General features: G+C 53.6%; 13 protein-coding genes. 5 read left to right on the plus strand and 8 right to left on the minus strand.

The features are described from left to right. Positions 1-41: 41 nt before the first annotated feature. Positions 42-1013 carry an alpha/beta hydrolase gene (locus HG15A2_RS20290; RefSeq protein WP_246117809.1) on the minus strand — a complete coding sequence of 324 codons (972 nt, stop codon included), beginning with the start codon at positions 1011-1013 and terminating at the stop codon, positions 42-44. A gap of 486 nt (positions 1014-1499) precedes the next feature. Between HG15A2_RS20290 and HG15A2_RS20295 the strand changes: the two genes are divergently transcribed. The 5 genes from HG15A2_RS20295 (at position 1500) to HG15A2_RS20315 (ending at position 9457) form a co-directional block, all read left to right on the plus strand. Next, on the plus strand, positions 1500-2978 hold the full coding sequence (locus HG15A2_RS20295; protein WP_145062751.1) for a DUF1254 domain-containing protein: 1479 nt from the start codon (positions 1500-1502) through the stop codon (positions 2976-2978). Positions 2979-3021: 43 nt separating this feature from the next. Continuing rightward, entirely contained in the window at positions 3022-4662 is a 1641-nt protein-coding gene (locus HG15A2_RS20300; RefSeq protein ID WP_218932140.1) for a DUF1254 domain-containing protein, read from the plus strand. 165 nt (positions 4663-4827) lie between these two features. Next, entirely contained in the window at positions 4828-5232 is a 405-nt protein-coding gene (locus tag HG15A2_RS20305; RefSeq protein WP_145062754.1) for an NHL repeat-containing protein, read from the plus strand. A gap of 203 nt (positions 5233-5435) precedes the next feature. After that, positions 5436-7007, plus strand: a complete 1572-nt coding sequence (locus tag HG15A2_RS20310; RefSeq protein WP_145062757.1) for a DUF1254 domain-containing protein — start codon at positions 5436-5438, stop codon at positions 7005-7007. A 695-nt stretch (positions 7008-7702) separates the two neighbouring features. Further along, positions 7703-9457: an alpha-L-fucosidase gene (locus HG15A2_RS20315; protein WP_145062759.1), complete on the plus strand. Its 1755-nt coding sequence runs from the start codon at positions 7703-7705 to the stop codon at positions 9455-9457. Between the two features lie 190 nt (positions 9458-9647). Here HG15A2_RS20315 and HG15A2_RS20320 read toward each other — a convergent pair whose 3' ends face one another. The 7 genes from HG15A2_RS20320 to HG15A2_RS20350 form a co-directional block, all read right to left on the minus strand. Next, a complete protein-coding gene (locus tag HG15A2_RS20320; RefSeq protein ID WP_145062761.1) occupies positions 9648-11282 on the minus strand; it encodes a hypothetical protein in 1635 nt (544 codons plus the stop codon). A gap of 164 nt (positions 11283-11446) precedes the next feature. Continuing rightward, complete coding sequence (locus tag HG15A2_RS20325) at positions 11447-12523, minus strand: substrate-binding domain-containing protein (RefSeq protein WP_145062764.1); 1077 nt, start codon at positions 12521-12523, stop codon at positions 11447-11449. Between the two features lie 348 nt (positions 12524-12871). Then, a complete protein-coding gene (locus HG15A2_RS20330; protein ID WP_145062766.1) occupies positions 12872-13978 on the minus strand; it encodes a DUF1559 domain-containing protein in 1107 nt (368 codons plus the stop codon). Between the two features lie 19 nt (positions 13979-13997). Beyond that, a complete protein-coding gene (locus HG15A2_RS20335) occupies positions 13998-14426 on the minus strand; it encodes a hypothetical protein (protein WP_145062768.1) in 429 nt (142 codons plus the stop codon). Between the two features lie 94 nt (positions 14427-14520). Then, positions 14521-15753 (minus strand): hypothetical protein, encoded by a 1233-nt coding sequence (locus HG15A2_RS20340; RefSeq protein WP_145062771.1) that lies wholly within the window; start codon positions 15751-15753, stop codon positions 14521-14523. 68 nt (positions 15754-15821) lie between these two features. After that, a complete protein-coding gene (locus tag HG15A2_RS20345; RefSeq protein ID WP_145062774.1) occupies positions 15822-17066 on the minus strand; it encodes a PEP-CTERM sorting domain-containing protein in 1245 nt (414 codons plus the stop codon). 85 nt (positions 17067-17151) lie between these two features. Further along, positions 17152-19137 (minus strand): hypothetical protein, encoded by a 1986-nt coding sequence (locus HG15A2_RS20350; protein WP_145062777.1) that lies wholly within the window; start codon positions 19135-19137, stop codon positions 17152-17154. Positions 19138-19336: the final 199 nt, after the last annotated feature.

Consider the following 19336-nt stretch of genomic DNA (forward strand, 5'->3'; position numbering starts at 1 on the left):
AACGTCAATTCTGTATCAAGGCTTGGTTGAATCCCATGACACTACTTCAAGCGGCTGACTAGACACTCCTCGATCGTAGCGTGAATTATGTCGGGGGCGCCGGGGTAGACTAACTCACTCTTGACCCCCAGCGATTGGAGATGCTCGTGCAGCTTGACGCCATAGTTTGAACTGTGCGTCGGATCTTTGGTGTCTTTCCCCATCGCTGGCTTCACATGGTAGTAGAGATAGACCGGCGGGTCGTCGCTGCTTGCCAGAGCGTAGGGTGAATACTCGTTAATGGTTGAGAGCATCTGGTCACGGCTAGCGAGGAAAGCTTTGATGCTCTTCTCGCGATTCTCCTTACCGGGGTTGATGATCCCAAACGCGTGACCGCCGTAAAACCCATTCGGCATCCACTTTTTCATCTGCATCGGATCAAGAGTGGTCTGTGCACGCAACCCGACGGCAAAGTTGGGTCGGGTCGACAGGCGGGCGATGGGGTCTTCGCTACAGGGATCGGCAAGGTCATCGTGAAAGGCCAGCCAGAGACTCGTACAGCCACCAGCCGAGCCACCAAACGCGGCGACTCGCTTTGGATCCAGATTCCACTCGTTTGCTTTGCTGCGCACAAACTGCAGCGCGTGGGCGCAGTCGTACAGCGGCGCTTTGACGGGCGGATCGACGCCCTCTTTAACGGCATGACGGATCAGACGATACTCAACGCTGACAACCGAAATCTTTGCCTTGAGCAGGCCAGGGAGCACGGATATTAGATTTCTATTTAGCCTCTCGCCACCATTCCAACCACCGCCATGAATGTGGAAGGCCAGCGCAGTTGGCCGTGCCGAATCAGCCTTCCAGAAGTGCAGCTTATGTCTTGGGCTATCCCCGTACAGAACGTCGCGCAGTGTCGGCTCCAGGGCGGCGTCGAGTTCTGGATCCGCGGCAGAGGCGAAGCTGACACTCAGGAGCAAGCCCCCGACAAATAGCGTCATCTGCAGCATGGCGGCTGTTTGGTTTCTTGCTTTCATGTGAATCCGCGTGTTAGAGAAGTGCAGGAGGATTGCAAAGTCATTATACCAATGCTCCCAATAGTTTGAGTAGGACCATGGGGTTCTAGCTAAGTTGGTCGGCATAGGCTCGCAGCGGTATTTTGGGTTGGGGGAAGAAATATCCTCAAGCAGTTAGTATGAAAACCTCCGGATCGGCCTCTGCCACGTCTGCGAGTTTGTATTAAACGCAACACGCACGAACTTGCTCAACCTCAGCGATTTACCGGACGTCCAACACGCTCTTGAAGCGACTAGGGCCGGCAAGCAGTACCACGAGCTCGGTCCGCCTTTTTCGAGAGTCTCGGCGCAGACTTGCCGCTGCGTAATTGCATGGTGCTTTCTGGGAGGTATATTATATCAAAGAGTGGTATGGATCAGGCTGTATAAGTTGCCTGTTGGCCGGATTGGCCGACAGCCATCCTGAACTTTTACCATCGCAGTCGAAAGCAAAAAAGGAAGCAGAAGATGAATACGTCAAGAACAACGTTGTCTATCGGTGCGATATGCGGTGTGTTCGCCGTCGCTCTACTCGTCGGCTGCGGCAAGAAAAATGTCCCCGTCACTACGGCGATCGAAGCCGATAAGAAGGCCAGCATCGCCGCCCCCAGTATAGAGGAAATAAAAGCCATCGCCGAGGAGGGCTTCATCTACGGTCTGCCGATCGTGATGAACTACGCCGTGATGTATGAATACGCTGTCGACGAAGGCGGCAGTCAGTTCAAAGCACCCTTTAATCAAATCAAGAACGAGCCTCGCGTCTACACCTATAAGGACACGGCGGTCATCTCACCAAACAGCGATACACCTTACTCCTTCACTTGGCTCGACCTGCGTGCCGAACCGATCGTCCTTACTGTTCCTGCCGTCGAAGAAAAACGCTACTACGCGGTGATGATGTGCGACGGCAATACCTACAACTACGGCTACATCGGCAGTCGTGCCACCGGCAACGAGCCCGGTAGCTACATGGTTGTAAGCCCGGATTGGAAAGGCGAAAAGCCCGAAGGCATCAAGCAGGTTTTCACGTCCACTACGCCCTTCTCCCTCGTTGCCTACCGCACCCAGCTCTTCAATCCTGAAGACATGCCAAACGTGATCAAGGTCCAAGCCGGCTACCAAGTGGAACTACTATCCGCCTTCCTCAAACAGCCTGCACCCACTGCCGCACCAAAGATCGATTTCCTCCCGGCCTCTACTCCCGGTATCAAGGAGAACTTCTTCCAATACCTCGATGCCGCCCTCGAGTTTGTCCCGACCACCGACCAGAATAAGGACATCCACGCCAAGCTTGCCTCTATCGGCATTGGCCCGGCCAAGGTCTTTGACTTCGAAGACCTCAGCCCGGAACATAAACTCGCATTCGTTGAGGCGTTGAAGGCCGGTGACGCAAAGGTGAGCAAGTACCTCGCAGAAGGCACCAAGCAGGTCAACAACTGGAACATCGGTGCCTTCTTCGGCGACCAGAAGTTCTTCAACGGCGATTGGCTCAAACGTGCCGCAGGCGCCAGGGCCGGCATTTATGCAAATGACGCCATTGAAGCGACCTACCCCTACACCCGGGTGGATGGAAATGGTGATACACTCGATTGCAGCAAGTCCAACTACACCCTCACCTTCCCCGCCGGCAAGACCCCACCAGTCAACGCTTTCTGGTCGGTGACGATGTATGACGGCAAGACCCAACTTCTCATCGAGAACCCCATCAACCGTTACATCATCAACTCCCCGATGATGTCTAACATGAAGAAGAACGACGACGGCTCGCTGACGATCTACATCCAGCACGAAAGCCCCGGTGCCGACAAGGAAGCCAACTGGCTCCCCGCCCCAAACGACACCGTCTATCTCGCGATGCGCCTTTACTGGCCACAGACTGAAGCCCCATCCGTCCTACCTCCGGGCGAAGGTAGCTGGAAGCCACCAAGCATTGTGAAAGCCAACTAAAGAAAATCCACTAACAATATCGGGATAACCAAAGCTAACTTATATGAATACTACACATCGAACCCATCATAGCGCTGCCTGCGGCCTTACTATTGCCACGGCAATGCTCGCCATCATCTCAACCCATTCAGCCATTGCTCAAAGTGCTGCCGTCCCGCCATCGATCACCTCTCCTGACGAAGTGGATACCGTGATCGGATCGCTCAAGTTCACCGACGGCCAGCCAACCGAGGACACTCTTGAGAAGGTCTATGACTACGTGGACTTCACGCACGCGACCCGTGCGTTCTCTGATACCCTGCAAGGCGTAAGTATTCACGCCATCCGCAAAGGTCTTCAAGAAATCGGCGTGAAAGACAATGAAGTCATCGTTTTCTCTGAGTTGATGGATGCCAATTCGCTGTTTCTAACAGCCAATGCGGACACGGTTTACATTATCGGCGGATTCGATCTCAGCAAAGGCCCGGTGGTCATTGAAACTCCGCCGCAGGTTCTCGGCACCGTTCAGGATGCCTGGTTCCGCTGGGTCATAGATGTCGGCCTCCCGGGCCCGGATCGCGGCGAAGGCGGAAAGTATCTGATCGTCCCTCCCGGATACGAAGGAGCCTTGCCTGAGGGGGGATTCAATGTCGCTTTCTCCAAGACCACCCACGGTGTTTGGTTTGCACGCGCTTTCATCGAGAACAACAACGATCCGAAGCCTGTAGTCGCGAGAATCAAGGAGCTCACCAAAATCTATCCATACACACCGGGTAGCTTTGGCACTCCGATCGCTGAGTTCCTCGATGGCAAAGCACCGCTCGGCAAAATCACCGATCCTCCGGCAACCGTTTTCCATGAGGGGAGCGGCAAGGTGATGAATACCATTCCTCCGAACGACTGGACTTACTACGAGATGCTGAACGAGGTCATTCAGCAGGAGCCAGCGACTTCCCTCGATCCCGAGCTGATGGGGCCGATTGCCGCTATCGGCATCGTCAAGGGCAAGCCCTTCACGCCGGATGAGCGGATGAAAAAAATTCTCACCGAAGCGCTGGTGGTCGCCAACGCGGCTTCGCGGAGCATCTTCATGGCTCCAAGGGATCCGTCCTGGTACTACTACGGCGGAGATTCCAACTGGCAGAATATGCTCTTCGCTACGGGTTACGAATTTGAGACCCCCATCCCGATGATCACCAAGGATGGGGTGAAGCCCTTCCCGACGACCGGATATCGTCAGTTGGATGCGCGGCGTGCCTTTTTCTATGGCGTCACCGGAATCACACCGGCGATGGCCATGAGACTGCCTGGTATCGGATCCACCTATCTATGGACGATGGTGGACTCCGATAAGAACTACTTTGATGGATCAAAGACCTACAAGGTCACCCTGCCGAAGGACATTCCCGCCGGGAAATTCTGGTCGTTCACCTTGTACGATACGATGACCCGCTCGATGCTGGCCACTCCGCAACGCTATCCACGCGCAGGAAGTCAGAGCTACCCGTCACCGGCTGCTACGTCCGCCTCAGATGGGACCACCACCCTCTATTTTAGTCCCGAGCAGCCTGAGGGCGTGGAGCGTGGCAACTGGATTCAAACGCTTCCCGGCAAGGGATTCTTTCCGGCGTTGCGTCTCTACAGCCCGCTTGAGCCGTTCTTCGACAAGCAATGGCAGCCGACCGAGGTGGAGCTAGTGAAATAGTTCCCAAACTAATGTTGAACCATGCAGGCCGGTCGAGAACAAGACCGGCCTGCGCATTCAGATGCGGATTGCTCAACATGAATCGATCCGACACTTTTGTTCCACCCACCTCTTTGTAGTGGCTGTTCATTTTCCATACTTTTCCACCACATTGAAATCCCCATAATGTATCTAAGTCACCAAACCCTTGCCGGTGCCACGCTGATTCTTGTATCTGCTCTTTTAGCCGCCTCGGTCTCTGCGGCGGATCACATCGAAGGACGTGTCGAGGGAGGCGATGTGTCGATGATACGTCCCGACGGCACGGTTCTCGGTCACTTTGACGCAGGCAAGAACATCACTGGACCGTGGGGCGTTGCTATCGACGGCAATGACAATGTCTGGGTCGCCAGCTCCATAAGCCACTCCATCACCCAGTTGTGTGGTGTGCGCCCTGAGAACTTCCCCCCGGGACTAGCAACGGGCGATCCTATTTCCCCTCCCGGCAGCTACATCGACGGACTACAAACCGTTACAGCGGTCGCCATCGATCCTGCGGGAAACGCATGGGTGGCCAACAGTTGGAACTAGACGGACGTAGGCTTCACGGAGGTGCCGGACGAGGCGCTTTTCACCCGCTTTGCCGCAAATACGACGGTGGTATTTTTCGGAGTCGCCAAACCGGTACGCACCCCGTTGATCGGTCCGGTCGAAGCTCCGTAGGCGCAGTGACGCTAGAATCCCCCCTGCTCTTCCCCTGACATCTAACAAGCACTCAAGCACAAAGCTATAAAATGAAAATTTACAGTTCTATCACCGCCCTGCTCGCCACCAGTGCCATCCTTTTCGCCGTGACCGTCGCCCACGCCCAGGTTTCGAAAGAGACTCTCGAGTCCATCTCCATCCCTGACAAGGTCGAGACCGCTATCGGCAGTCTCGAGTTTTTCGACGGCGTGCCCAGCGATGCCACCATCGACAGGCTCTACGACAACCTCGACCGCAGTCGCGCCGTCGATGTGTTCCTCGACAATGTCGGAGCCGTGTCGATGTACAACGTCCGCAAGGGTCTGGCCGATGCCGGGGCCAAGGGAGCGAACAAAATCGCGATTTTCGAACAACTCATGGATTCGCAGACCCTCGTGGTCACCGCCAATACATCGACACTCTACGCTTACACCTATACGGACCTGTCCAGTGACGGCCCAACCGTCATCGACGTCCCGCCCGGCATGCTCGGCTTTCTCAACGACGCCTGGCAGCGGTTCGTCGGAAATATGGGCGTCACCGGCCCGGACAAGGGCAAGGGCGGCAAGTATCTCGTCATTCCTCCCGACTACGATGGCGAAATTCCGGACGGCTATTTCCTCCTCAAGCCGCCGACCAACCGGAACTTCATGTTCCTGCGCGGCTCGATCAAGAACGGCCTGAAGCCTGCGGTCGAAAACATTACTTCCAACCTGAAGGTTTATCCGCTGAAGGACGCGAAAAAGCCGGCCCCCACCGAATTCGTCAACGTGTCCAACAAGGCATTCAGTACTCTTTTCCCCAGCGACTATGCCTACTTTGAAAACCTCAACGAGGTCATCCAAGAAGAACCGATCGATGCCATTAGCCCGGACGTGCGCGGCGAGGTAGCCGCGATCGGCATCGTCAAAGGTAAGCCATTCAATCCGGATGCCCGGATGAAGAAGCTCCTCGCCGAATCCGCCACCCTCGGCGCCGCAACCGCACGCGCCATCACCTATCAGCCGCGCATCGGCGGCGTGGCGATCTATCCGGATACCGACAGCGTTTGGAGCACGGCTTTCGCCAATCACAACACCGCCTTCGAGGCCGACGGCACGATGAACCTGGATGCTCGCGTGCTGTACTACTTCAACGCCGGTGGCGTCACCCCCGCCATGGCGACCAGTCATGTTGGGCAGGGATCCGACTACGCGCTCGCTTGGCTCGATGCCAACCAGCAACCCTTCGACGGATCCAAGACCTATAAGTTGCACCTGCCGCCCAACGTCCCGGTCAACGATTTCTGGGCTATCACCATGTATGACACCCAGACCCGCTCACAGCTTCAAACCGGCCAACCCTTTCCGACTATCGGTAGCCAGACAAAGGGCATGAAGAAAAACGACGACGGTTCCTACGATGTTTACTTCGCCCCAAAGGCTCCCGAGGGCCAAGAAGGTAACTGGTTGCAAACCGTCCCGGGCAAAAGCTGGTTCACCATCCTCCGCATGTATGGCCCGCTCGAGCCATGGATAGCAAAGACTTGGCGTCCGAGTGAAATCGAACTAGTGACCAAGCCGATTGGCAAAGGCGGTCTCGCCGAGGAGTTGGAAGAGAAGGTCGAGAAGGCTATCAGATAAGACTCAATACGCCCATCCACTAGAGCATATTCCAAAACTTCGATTTGCTAGCTGAACATAAGTTCGCGAGTTCCGTTTTCATTTCATTGACAGTGTTACAGCATGGGTGAGAATGGTTGTCCCGCGAAGTGAGCGTAGCGGACGACCGCTTCTTCTTGTCGGAAAAGTTTGCGGGACTACACTTCGCTGAGCGAAGCAGCCAGGAACGATTGCTGATTCGACGGTTCCAACTTTTCACTTGTTGACGTGCCCCGTGGGCAATAACCCAAAACCAAGTTACTCGCTAACATCAACTTCAGATGGCGGAAGTGTTACGCTTTTCTTCGAAAACATGATGTCCTTCTTGCAAATAGGGATGTCCCACTCACTGTTCCGATGCTCGTCTCACAAGAAGACGATCTCGTTCCACCATAAATTGAAAAGTGGATTCACACGTAAGAGCGGGGGCAAATGTTTATGCGGGGTGAATTGTGTGATAGATTGGCACTGCAGCAAAATTCGTTAGTGCATCGCAATCTTGCGCGTTGTCGGTAACGAGACGAAGTAGGAAGCGAAAGACACTGTTCACACGTTGCCCCTAGTGTAGATGCCCTACACTAGACAGCCCGCTCAACGCTTTTCTTTGGCCAGAAACATCTGTTACTCGTCGTCGATGATTCCCGTCCAGAACTCAGACCAAGAGGTTCTTAGCAATCATGAAACTCTTCAAAATTAAATTTGTTATTGGCTGCTTGATTCTGCTCATGGCAAGTCCACTGGCTGCTCAGGAGCACGTCGAGAACCAACACGCTGATGACGCAAAAATGGCGTGGTGGCGCGAGGCCAAGTTCGGCATGTTCGTGCACTGGGGTGTCTATTCGGCGACTGGCGGGGAATTCAGAGGCAAGATGCCGACCAACAGTGCGGAATGGATGATGAACAAGGCGCAGATTCCCATCGCTGACTACAAGGTGGAAAACGTCGATAAGTTTAATCCCACCCAATTCAATGCCAAGACCTTTGTCGGATTGGCCAAAGAGGCCGGTATGAAATACCTAGTCATCACCGCCAAGCACCACGATGGTTTTGCCATGTTCCACTCGACAAGCAGCCCCTACAACGTCGTGGATGCCACCCCATTCAAGCGTGATGTCATGAAGGAGCTTGCCGAGGCTTGCCAGGAACAGGGGATTCGCTTCGGTTTCTACTACTCGCAGTGCCAAGATTGGCATCATCCCGGCGGCATGGGGAACGGATGGGACAAGACCATCAAACGCGTTAGCTTCGATGAATACGTGCAAGAAAAGGCGGCTCCCGAGATCAAGCAATTGCTCACAGAGTACGGTCCCATTGCGATTTTCTGGTGGGATACGCCTCGCGATATGAGTAAGGAAGCCTTCGACAGCCTTCACTCCAGTACGAATTTGCAGCCCGGTATCATCACCAATGATCGCCTGGGGAAAGAGTATCGAGGTGACCACAAGACTTTTGAACGTCACATCCCACGCAAGGGGCCGGTCGGAGCTGACTGGGAAGTTTGTATGCCCATCAGTGGCAGCTGGGGCTACAAGAAATCGGACAGGGACTTCAAATCGATCGAGACCCTGATTCGTAACCTAGTCGATATCGCCAGCAAGGGCGGCAATTATCTTTTGAATGTCAGCCCAACCGGCGAAGGAACCCTATTGCCCCAGGCGACCGAACGGCTCAAGGCGATGGGGCAGTGGATGAAGGTGAACAGTGAGTCGATCTACGGCAGTACGGCCAGCCCGTTCGGCAAACTAGACTGGGGACGCTGCACCAAAAAGGAATTCGCCAACGGATCAACTTTGTACCTACACGTGTTTGATTGGCCCAAGGACGGCAAGCTGCTGGTGCCCGGCTTAAATAACAAAGTTGAGCAGGCCTACCTAATGGACGGTTGGCAGGCCTTGGAAACCTCTTCGGCGGATGCCGGCGTCACGGTATCCCTACCTGCCGAGGCACCCGACAAGATCGCGAGCGTCGTCGTGGTGAAGGTCCATGGAAAACTGGATATTTCAACCGTATTGCCAAAGCCTACCAAAGACGGTTCCTTGGTTCTGTTGGCCGACATGGCCTATCTTCATAACAACGAAGGGAGTGAGCAACTAAGCTTACTAGAAGGACGACGTGGTGGTGATTCTTACCTCAGTCGCTGGACGGATGCCGAGGCTTGGGTGGAGTGGTCGTTCACAATCGATCGGCCGGGAAGCTATGACGTGTCGGCGGAACTGTCTTTACAGGGAAAGAAGAGTCGCTTCCGCATGGGCCTACCGGGCCAACTCCAGACCGTGGAGGTTGCTTCTACGAGAAGAGCTCGCGACTACGCTGAGAAGTCAATCGGCACAATCGAAATTGATAAAGCGGGAGAGTATACGTTGCAGATCAAACCCGAAAAAGGAGAATGGCAACCCATGAACCTTCGAAAGGTCGTGCTGAAGTTGAAGTAAGCCGTGCGACCCAATTCGAGAAGGTCTCAATGAAAAAGTTTCTGCCCATAGCTCTCTTGCCCTAGTGCTTGGCAGCAACTTCCTCTGCTGTTGGTACCGATGGGTTTTCTGTTGCCGAGACAACCGAGCAATTCGCCCAGCGGATCGCTTGGCGGAAGGATGCAAAGCTTGAAGAGGCGTTTGCATAGGATCACTCATCTGACAAACTTGGCCAAGTATCAAACTCACGATCCAATGGTTCTTGATTGAGGGAGAAAAAGACCCATTGGTCTTGCTTGGCATTCACGTCGAAACTAATGCGTTGTCCTCCAGGTGTTAAAAAGGATTCTCCGAGCTGCGTCGCGTCGCCATTTGTTTCCTCCAGAGTTTTTGCGACAATCTGAGCGTCATCTGATCGGCTCACATACACGATTCCCAGATCGGGACGAGAATGCACAGCTACGCATAGATTCTCTCCGCGATGAAAGACTCTCCAGTTGGGCCCTGTCGCATCAGGAGTCCAGCTTTGCGGAATCTGGACTGGCCCCCCTGCGACGGCTAGATTGCGCCAAACGCCCGTGTTATTCCAACCACGATAAGCCGTACCCGGGCCTGCCAGATAGAGAACTTCCGAAAGATCGGTGGCACCATCGTCTAACAAGAGAGTAATTGGACGCGACACAATTTGAGACATCATGCCACGATGCACGCCACCGGCACTCAACAAATAGCCGGGACCTCCCGAATAGATTTCAGGCGAAGCTCCCGGTCCATGGCCAATCCGAACGTAGAATTCCTCGGGTTTTGTCAGTATCCACTTGGCTGTTTTATCGGGTAATCGATAAGGGGCCCAGCATGCCCACAGTGCATGATGAAGGCCTCCTGCGTGGACTTCCAAATTAGCGGGGCTGTCAGGTGACAGGCTCATCCAAGTCTTCATAAGTGCTGTGTGATAGTCTCCGTCCAGAGATGTTGTAGTGGCATGGCGGTATTGCCTCCTGAAGGGAGGAAATCGCCGGAGACTCAGGCTCCCGATGGCATACTTCCAGTTTAGTTGGTCCAACACACGCCGCGCACTTCGTCTAATTCTTGGCGAACCGAACGCCTCTAGGTTCAGTAGTGCTGTCAGCGTATATCCCTGGTAGGGAATTGAATTGAACTCATAGAGGCCCTCCATTCGCAAATTCTCCAACATGTCTAAGAGCCAAAGCTCCAGCCCATTAGTCGTGTTGTCAAAACGAGGATCCTCGCTTCCGTGCAATGCCATCCAACGATTCTTAAGAAAGCGTGATCCTTCGGTCATCAGTAAGTGATTTTCCGTATCGCGAACTAACCCCATGGTGCGGGGAACTGTAACGAGCGGATCACCACCATCCTCGGTCATCAGTACGTTGAGCAGGTGAGTTCGCGTCTCGGGAAACAACACGTTGGGGTCTTCGCCAAATAGGAAAAGAATTGGGACCAACCCAGCCAATGTGAAGTCGTAGTCGCCTTCAGGGTGCTTGCTCCACGTTGAACCCACATTTCCCCATGGTTTGACCTGAAGCAAGTAGGCATTAGCAGCATCCAAGTCTCTCCGGAGTGCAAACCGCCCCATTAGTGCCCGGGGGACTCGCATCTTGCCTTCCGACTTCCAATCGCCCAGTGGATGATCTGCCCAGTACTCGAGGATCTTGTTGGTTAATTCCGAGCTCTCTTGCCAGACCAAGGTACGAGTCTTCGGAATCTCAACAGCGGATGATTTCCGATCCGCAGGTTCACCATATGCGGTGCTGAGCGAGAAACCCAGCATCCAACAACTCAGCAGTGCAACTAGGATGGGAGAGAAAGTCGAGAGGCGTTGCATTGAGATGTTTTGCTTCTCAGGGAACTGAAATTAGCCTTGGAACGTGTTTGCTGATCACGCCCTAATGCCTCGAACAAGGTGGAGTCTCTTTTGGCCAACGGTCTTCTTGGATGCTCCCGAAACGCTGGTAGAAAGAGCTTAATCTTGTCTACTGCACTGATCGCTTAGGTGGTTCTGCTAGAAGTTGCTTCCGATTCACCTTCCTCTGGGGTCTCCTGCTCCCCTGCAGGCGACAGGCGTTTTTCTAGACGCTCCTTGAATTCCTCAACGTTCGCTTGTCGGATCACTTCGCAATTGACGTTGATCTCTCCACGTTTCGCGGACGGTAATTCCGAAGTCTTGTTGTTCTGCAAGCATGCCAGGATGCGTATGGCTTCATAGCCGTAGTTAAAGGGATCTTGCGCAATCGTCGCGTGGACACTTCCATCGACAATTCCTTGGAGCGTTTCCGGATCTTCATCAAAAGCAACAATTTTGACTTTGTTGAGAAGGTCTTTATCGGCGAGTCCTTTCAGTATGGCTGGGCCTTGCCAGCCGTTGAGGCCAACGAAACAGTCCAGGTCTTCATTCGCTTGCAGTGCTTGGAGGACATTCTGCTCCGCCTTTGCTGGATCGCCGTCATCCGTCAAGATTGCGACCGTCTGCCAACGAGGGTCCGTTTCCGTCGCGTCCGCTTGAGCATTCTGCATGCTCTTCTCATACCCTTCTATTCTTTCCTGCAGGTTCCCCTTACTAAGGCTGGCAATCAAAACACATACTTTGCCACCTTCAGGGAGAGCTTTTCGTACCATATCGCCCACAAACTTTCCGGCATTGTAGTTGCTTGTGCCGACGTAGTACTGCCGATCTGATTGCGAAGCGTCGGAATCGAAGGTCACCAAGTGCATATCCTTCGCGAGACTATTAAGTAGGGGAGTCTGTTTCTCGGCATCCAAGGGGCTGACAGCACATCCGTCGATGGCGTCGTGGTCGATCTTGGCGAGCAGCTTCAGTTGCTCATCGGCCTGTTCCGCAGCCGTAAGCATTTCTACCTGCAGTTCTACGTTGTGCGCCTTAGCAGCCGCTTCTGCGCCCAGGACCGTGAGTTTCCAGAAATTGGAGTCCCCACCGGTGACAAACACTGCCCGAGTCACCTGTTTTTTCGTTGACTCCGGTTTGGTGGGCACGGTACTGCGATACCAGAATGCTCCGCCTACACTAACCAAGAGCAACAACCACAGCCACGGTCGAATCGCTGACATCTAGGACTCCGAATGGATAAACAGTCAACAAGGGAAATTACTTCAGGAGCAGCAGATAAACAATTTCCCGACTTCTTGAGGGTATTAGTGTCGAACCATTGGCCGCGGTGGTGTTAGCCGCGGTTAGCTTCTCGAAAAAGTCAACCGCGGCTAACGCCACCTCGGCTAATTTCTAGGGGTTCCTTGGTGCTTGTGCCGTTTCAACTCCGGCAAGTTATTTGACAGAACTTCCTTACGTGTCGGAAATCTTCTTTCGTCCCACAGTTTGCTGAGAATACTCAGCGGCTAGCCTACTCGAATCGCTAGCTGCCTGCCCAAGCTAGTTTCTTGACGCAACAGAGCCCTAATTCAAAATTGATCCGAGTTGAGCGGGTGACCATCAGCCGAAAGATTCAGCCGGTCCCAGACCGACGCATAGGGCGGGTTCTCAGAAATTCCGTCAATTCGTATTTCGATATCGTCACTGATCCAGTGAACGCTACCATCGACAAAACAAACGAATAGGCCGCCTTGATGCTGACTGCGTGCTGTTTGTTGGCTATTACGATCTCTTCCAATGCAACCCATCTTCATTTGCGCCAGCGCCACCTTCGTCCCGATTGCTCTGATAACATCTTGGCATCCGATGGTATCGTCAGCCTCGTCTCCTGGTGAATTCGGACCTGCAGCATCTCCATAGTAACCATGTCGCCAAAGTGCGCTCGGTCCACCACCGAGTGCCCACGTGCCACGCACGTCAAATTCGACGACTCCGGCGCGAATCTCTCCTGCCAGTATCGTGTTGCTCGTGCCATCAGTGACACGGGCTATTGTAATCCCGGTGTTAGCGCCCATGACCCCGCGAAGATCATCGCGATTCCACCCCGGTGAATTCGGACCGGCGGCGCTGAAACTCCCGTGACTGTTGGTGGACATAGCACCCAGGCCTGCATTTGCTGCGTAGTTGCCACGAGCCCAATTATTTCCAAAGCCATTCGTGTCAGCCGCAGTATTCCCATTGAAGGGCTCTTGATTGTACTCCGTATCTTCAGGGCAAAGTAAGCCAGGAATCTGAGCGCTGCGTGCCAACTCATTCGCTGGGTCGGAAATTGGTAGCGTCAGATCAAATGCATCATAGATCGACTGCTGCTCCATGTAAGCCAAGGTGAGGACAACCCAGTTGGCCAGATGGGAGTTTTTGTTACTGAAACCCGACGGATCTCCGTTGTTGTTTTCGGGCCAAGTGGAGCTAGGTGGGAACTCCCCGTTGGCCGACTCGTAATTGAGGATCGCGAGCCCCACTTGCTTCATATTATTCTGGCACTGGGTCCGTCGAGCCGCTGCACGAGCCGCTTGGACGGCGGGAAGTAGCAGTCCAACGAGTACGCCGATAATAGCAATGACTACCAAGAGCTCCACTAGGGTGAAAGCTTTGCGAGGCGATTGATGTACTCTTGATTGAATGACTCTAACCATGGTCTTCCTATTCCTTGTCTTAGGGTTTTTCTACTTTGATATCGAAGGGCATGTCCGCCGTGTCCACCACCAGCGGAGTCGAGCTTGCGCTACTGTATTTGGGATCTACAGCATTGGTTCGTTGTCCACCCCCGGTCTTCGAGGAAACAATCACTTTGTGCTTGCCTTGGACCAGTCCGTCGCCGTAGTCGTAGGTGGTGACTTGTTCGATCGTGCCATCTTCAGCGAGACCAGCAATGCCTGGCCGCGGGACGGTCTTCGCATCGACAGGTGGAGTTTGAGGGACGAACTGAACAAATGCGCCTGGTATAGGAGAGCCATCCACAAAAGTCACCTTGCCCTCGACGGGGACTATGTCGTACGCCGTATCAGAATCTCCGCAGCCCATCAAAAGCGAACTACTCGCCATCAGTGCGATGAAGATGTAAATCCTATCGATTCTCCTCAAAGTGATTTCTCCTGTCTGAGAATCCTTCCTCCGGATTCAATGGGTTGATGCTGTTGGGGGGATTACGTGATAAAGAACTAGTGCAAGTAATGCATTATGTGTTGCGTTTCCGACGCAGTAAGGAAGGGAATGCTGCAGTCGCAGCTAGCAGCAACGCTGATGGCTCTGGGACTGCACGAGCGACCGCGGCGCTCATTGCAGGCCCAGTGAATTCCTGTTGCCAAATCAGATAATCAGAGCCAGCAACGTCCATATCGGCGTCCGCATCTCCCTGCATCTTCGTTGCGGTGCCAGTTAAACCATAGTTAGTATCCCAGATAGCGAGATCGTCTCCATCGACGTCAGTATCCTCGTCGAAATCAGCCGCTAGCGCACCGTCATCATATTCCACGGTAAAATTGGAAATCGTGTAGCTGCCACTGCCTGCAGCGAACGGTTGATTGTTAAACATCAAGAAGCCCAAGGTATCAATATTCTCAATTCGGCCTCTCGTGTTAAATGTGTCTTCAGGGTAGACCCCCAGTTCGGTGTCGACATCGAACTCTGCAAACTCACCGTTGTTCGTATCTACGAAAAGGGTTTCCGCGCCAGGCACATCGCTGGTCCAGGTAACGGTCGTGTACCAGCCATTCACAACTTCATCGGCAATACCATCGGGCGGAAAAGAAAAGTCCACGTTGCGTTCGAGTCTTTCAACCGTGGTCGTGAAAGTATGAATGGTTGCGGTGTCCACGCCCAGTCCACCACTTGACTCGCCAGTTGGACTTGAGCCACCGTTCCCAAACGTCCCGCTGCCGCTGAGAAAGCCACTATAATTACCTGCCTCATAAGTAGGGACTGCACCGTTTTCATCATCAGTGATGCTGTCGTCGTAGCGCATTCGTAATGAAGAACCGAAAGCCGGTCCCATATCAATCATGATCGGAATCAACCCTTGATTGGTTGTGGTGTCACCAAAGCCAAAGCGAAATTGGGTATCACCCTCCGTCAGAAGATCGTGAAACTGCACATCGAAGCTCACGCTGAGTTTCTGCCCTACTTGGGATGTGTCGACACCCGTGAACTCTTGGTACACGCGAGGTTGTTCACCTAAATCAGACACCGCACCGGAGTGGGCGGAGGTAAACCCCGAGGAGGACTGATTAGAAAGCGTTTGAACGCCAGCGAACAATTGAAACGGATCGTGTTCCGTCCAAGAGCTGTTGAGGTTAATGGGTTGAGTCGCCGCACTCACTGCCCCACAAACGCTGGCAATCAGGAGCAGTACTCCCAATACGCTGGTAAGACAGTTGGGGCCACGCCCTTTATCGTGCTTATTCTTATTCATGGTATTCTGTTCCTTAAAAACCTCTTGAAAAGTGTTTCAACCAGTTCACCCGCGGTATAACTTCAGGCTCACTTCAATTTGCTTCGTTTCCAACGCATCAACCCGCCAGAGATGGCAGCGGCCAGCGTCAACAGCAACGACGACGGTTCCGGAACCGCACCACTGCTTGCCAGATTCATGGCAGGCCCGGTGAATTCCTGTTGCCAAGTCAGGTAATCAGAACCGTCGACATCCATATCGGCGTCTGCATCTCCCTGCATCTTCGTGGCTGTGCCCGTCAAACCATAGTTAGTATCCCAGCTGGCGAGATCGTCTCCATCGACGTCAGTATCCTCGTCGAAATCAGCGGACAGCGCACCGTCGTCGTATTCCACCATGAAATTGGAAACGGTGTAGCTGCCATTGCCCATGAATGGATTGTTATTAAAGATCACGAAGCCCAACGTATCGATGTTTTCGATGCGTCCTCTGTTGTTGAATACATCTTCTTGGTAAACACCCAGGCCGGTGTCGACATCAAATACCGAAGCACCTCTGCCTGCTTCATCGATATCCAAAAAGATCGTCTCCGCGCCAGGGGCGTCGCTTGTCCAGGTAACGGTCGTGTACCAGCCATTGACGACTTCATCAGCAATACCATCGGGTGGAAAAGAAAAGTCGACGTTTCGTTCGACACGTTCGATTGTCGTCGTGAAGGTATGAGTGACCGAAGTGTCCACACCCAAGCCCCCATTGAGGTCGCCAGTTGGGTTTCCGCCACCTCCACCATAAGTGGTACTGGCGCTCAAAAAACCGCTGTAATTTCCTGGCTCATAGTTGGGGACAGCTCCATTTTCATCGTCAGTAATACTGTCGTCGTAGCGAAATCGGAAGGAAGAGCCCTGGGTTTGTCCGATGTCGATCATGATTGGAACCAGCGCTTGATTGGTCGTTCTGTCACCGAAGCCAAAGCGAAATTGGGTGTCGCCAATCACCGGAACGGTGTGAAACTGCAGATCAAAGCTCGCACTGAATTTCTGCCCCACTTGAGAGACATCGTACCCTGTAAATTCTTGATACACGCGCGGCTGCTCACCTAAGTCCGATACCGCACTCGAGTGTGCCGAAGTAAACCCTGAGGAGGACTGATTAGAAAGTGCTTGAACACCAGCACCGAGTTGAAAGGGGTCGTGCTCCGACCAGGTGCTGTTGAGATTAAGTTGCTGGGTCGCAGCGCTCGCTGCTCCACAACCACAGGCAGACAAGTAGAGCACGCCCAATAGGCTGGTAGCGTGCAGTGCTTCCAATTTTCGAAATTGATTGATCCACTTCATGATGCTCTGCTCCAAAAGATTGACCTAACGAGTGCTTCCCGACGTGATGGCATTGTGCCTCTAATAACACTGCACATGAGAAAAATCAAATGCTTCGTTTCCGTCGCACTAAGCCAGGCAATGCAACGGATAGAATCAGCAGCATTGATGAGGGTTCAGGCACAGAGCCACTTGAAGGTGGAGGTCCTGTATATTGACTTTGCCAAGTTAGGAAGTCAGCACCGTTGACCTCCATGTCTCCATTCGCGTCGCCATCGGCCTTCGTTGCGCTGCCAGAGAGGCCGTAGTTGGTATCCCATGCGGCTAGGTCGCTGTCGTCGACAAAACCATCCTCGTTGAAATCAGCCGACAGGAAAGCACCACCGAGCACAGACAAGACAACGCTGTCAGCGTTGTAGACAAGGTCCCAAGAGAGACCACTACTTAGTGGGGCGAGGGAAAGATCGACCGCCTTAAACTCTCCATTAACACCGCTGCTGTTGGCAGTCTGTAGAATCGTGTAGCTATCTCCGCTGACGGGGCTGTAGCCATCCAGTTCAACGACCAACTCACCGTTGCCAATGCGGGCGTCATCGGTCACCTGGATTGTGGAATGGCTCGATCCGGTGATGACGCTATGTAACTCTGCCGTGCCACTACGTGCGACATACAAAGGGTCACCAAATGTCACCCCACCGCCGCTTAGCGTCTGATCGAGAAGCTCTGCCATGATCAAGTCACCCACAGCAACCGTCGCATCAGGACCTGTGACCTTCAAGGTTGAAGATGCGCTCCCACCGGTGCCTAAAGTCATCCAGAGTCCCTGCACGACTGAGAACTCAGCGCTATCCTTAACATCAATCACCGTGAGGCCTCCACGATATTGGATGTTTCTGTCGTCGCCATCGTGCAACGGCTCATCGTCTCCGGCTGATAGGATCAAGCCCGCTGTAGAGATCAAGTCAACATGCCCATCAGGGAACGGTTCTTGGCCGGGAGCAGCGAACGTGTTGGGATTGCTATCGACCGTAAACTTGCCAGCGCCCTCGAGGGTGATGATGGTGCTGGTCATTTGCTCTGGATCATCATTGTTGAAGTTCTCACGACCCAGATAATTCTGCATTCTGAAGTCGGTCTCTGTTCCACCCGTGGAGGTGTTGAAGATATTAAATTCACCATTGTCTCGCACGGTGATCGTCGCTCGTGCTCTTTGGTTGTAAAGAGCAGACAAATTGAAGATGGCATTGTCTTCAACGACAATGTCTGCCGAATTGCCATGCCGACCGCCGATATTGAAAAGACCATTCTGTATCTCAAAATCCCCAGTCAGATCTGCCGGTCCCTTACTATTACCGAGGGTAAACTGCGCACTGCCTGAAAGAGCCATGCTCACCGCACCTCGATTATTCATGCCGCCCGCGAGACTCACGTGAGAAGTTCCATCCATGATGATCGTGCTTGAAGGCGCACCTGGTGTGCCATGGGCGTTGTCGCCGCCGCCGCCGCCAAGGGTCCATCCATCGAGGCTGCGAAGTACGGCATCATTGTGCAGTTCCACCCTGCCTGTTGAGCCGGGTGCATTGGAGATCCCTAATCCGCCCCCAGCCCCTCCTGCCCCATTGCCGGGGACGTCGCCGAAATCAAGCGTGCCGCCATTGACGATCAGCGTACCACTCGCACCAGAGTTGTTCCCAAGTATCGAACTGGCCGCGTCGTAAATCACCATGTAGCCACTATCCATCTGGTAGGTACCAGTGCTTCCCCCAGCATCGCCTGCGATCAGGGCTTCCGTATCGACACCCGCTCCCGTGCCGGCGGCTGTGATGATAGCCGTGCCACCGCCGTCAATCTTTGGTGCCTTGTTATTGCCGATGGGAATCACACCTGTGGCCCAGTTAGCGGTATCAAAGAAGTCGCCCGTACCAGAACCCGCACCGCCACCATCGTCAGCGCTCCAAGATATCACCTGTGCGACAGACGGATTGGCCAAGCCAGACAAGAATAGCGAGGCAACTACCAATCCGGCGCAGAGAGTCGAAACACTGTGCCTCGAAATCAGTTGCCCTCGATATTCCTTTGATACAATTTCCATGCGATCCCCTATCTCGGAAAAAATGAAAAAACAGATGAGGTACCCCTGCGCTTTGCAGTACTTCAAGGGAGTGACAACTCCCCAGTCAGAATCCTAACAGTGCTGCCTATTCGAATCCAGAAAATGGCAGGTGCAGGTGGACGTCTGCCCCAGAGCCCACCGATATGCCGCGTAACGCCTATCTATTACATAATTCCGT

The sequence above is a fragment of the Adhaeretor mobilis genome (assembly GCF_007741515.1).
Classification (GTDB): domain Bacteria; phylum Planctomycetota; class Planctomycetia; order Pirellulales; family Lacipirellulaceae; genus Adhaeretor; species Adhaeretor mobilis.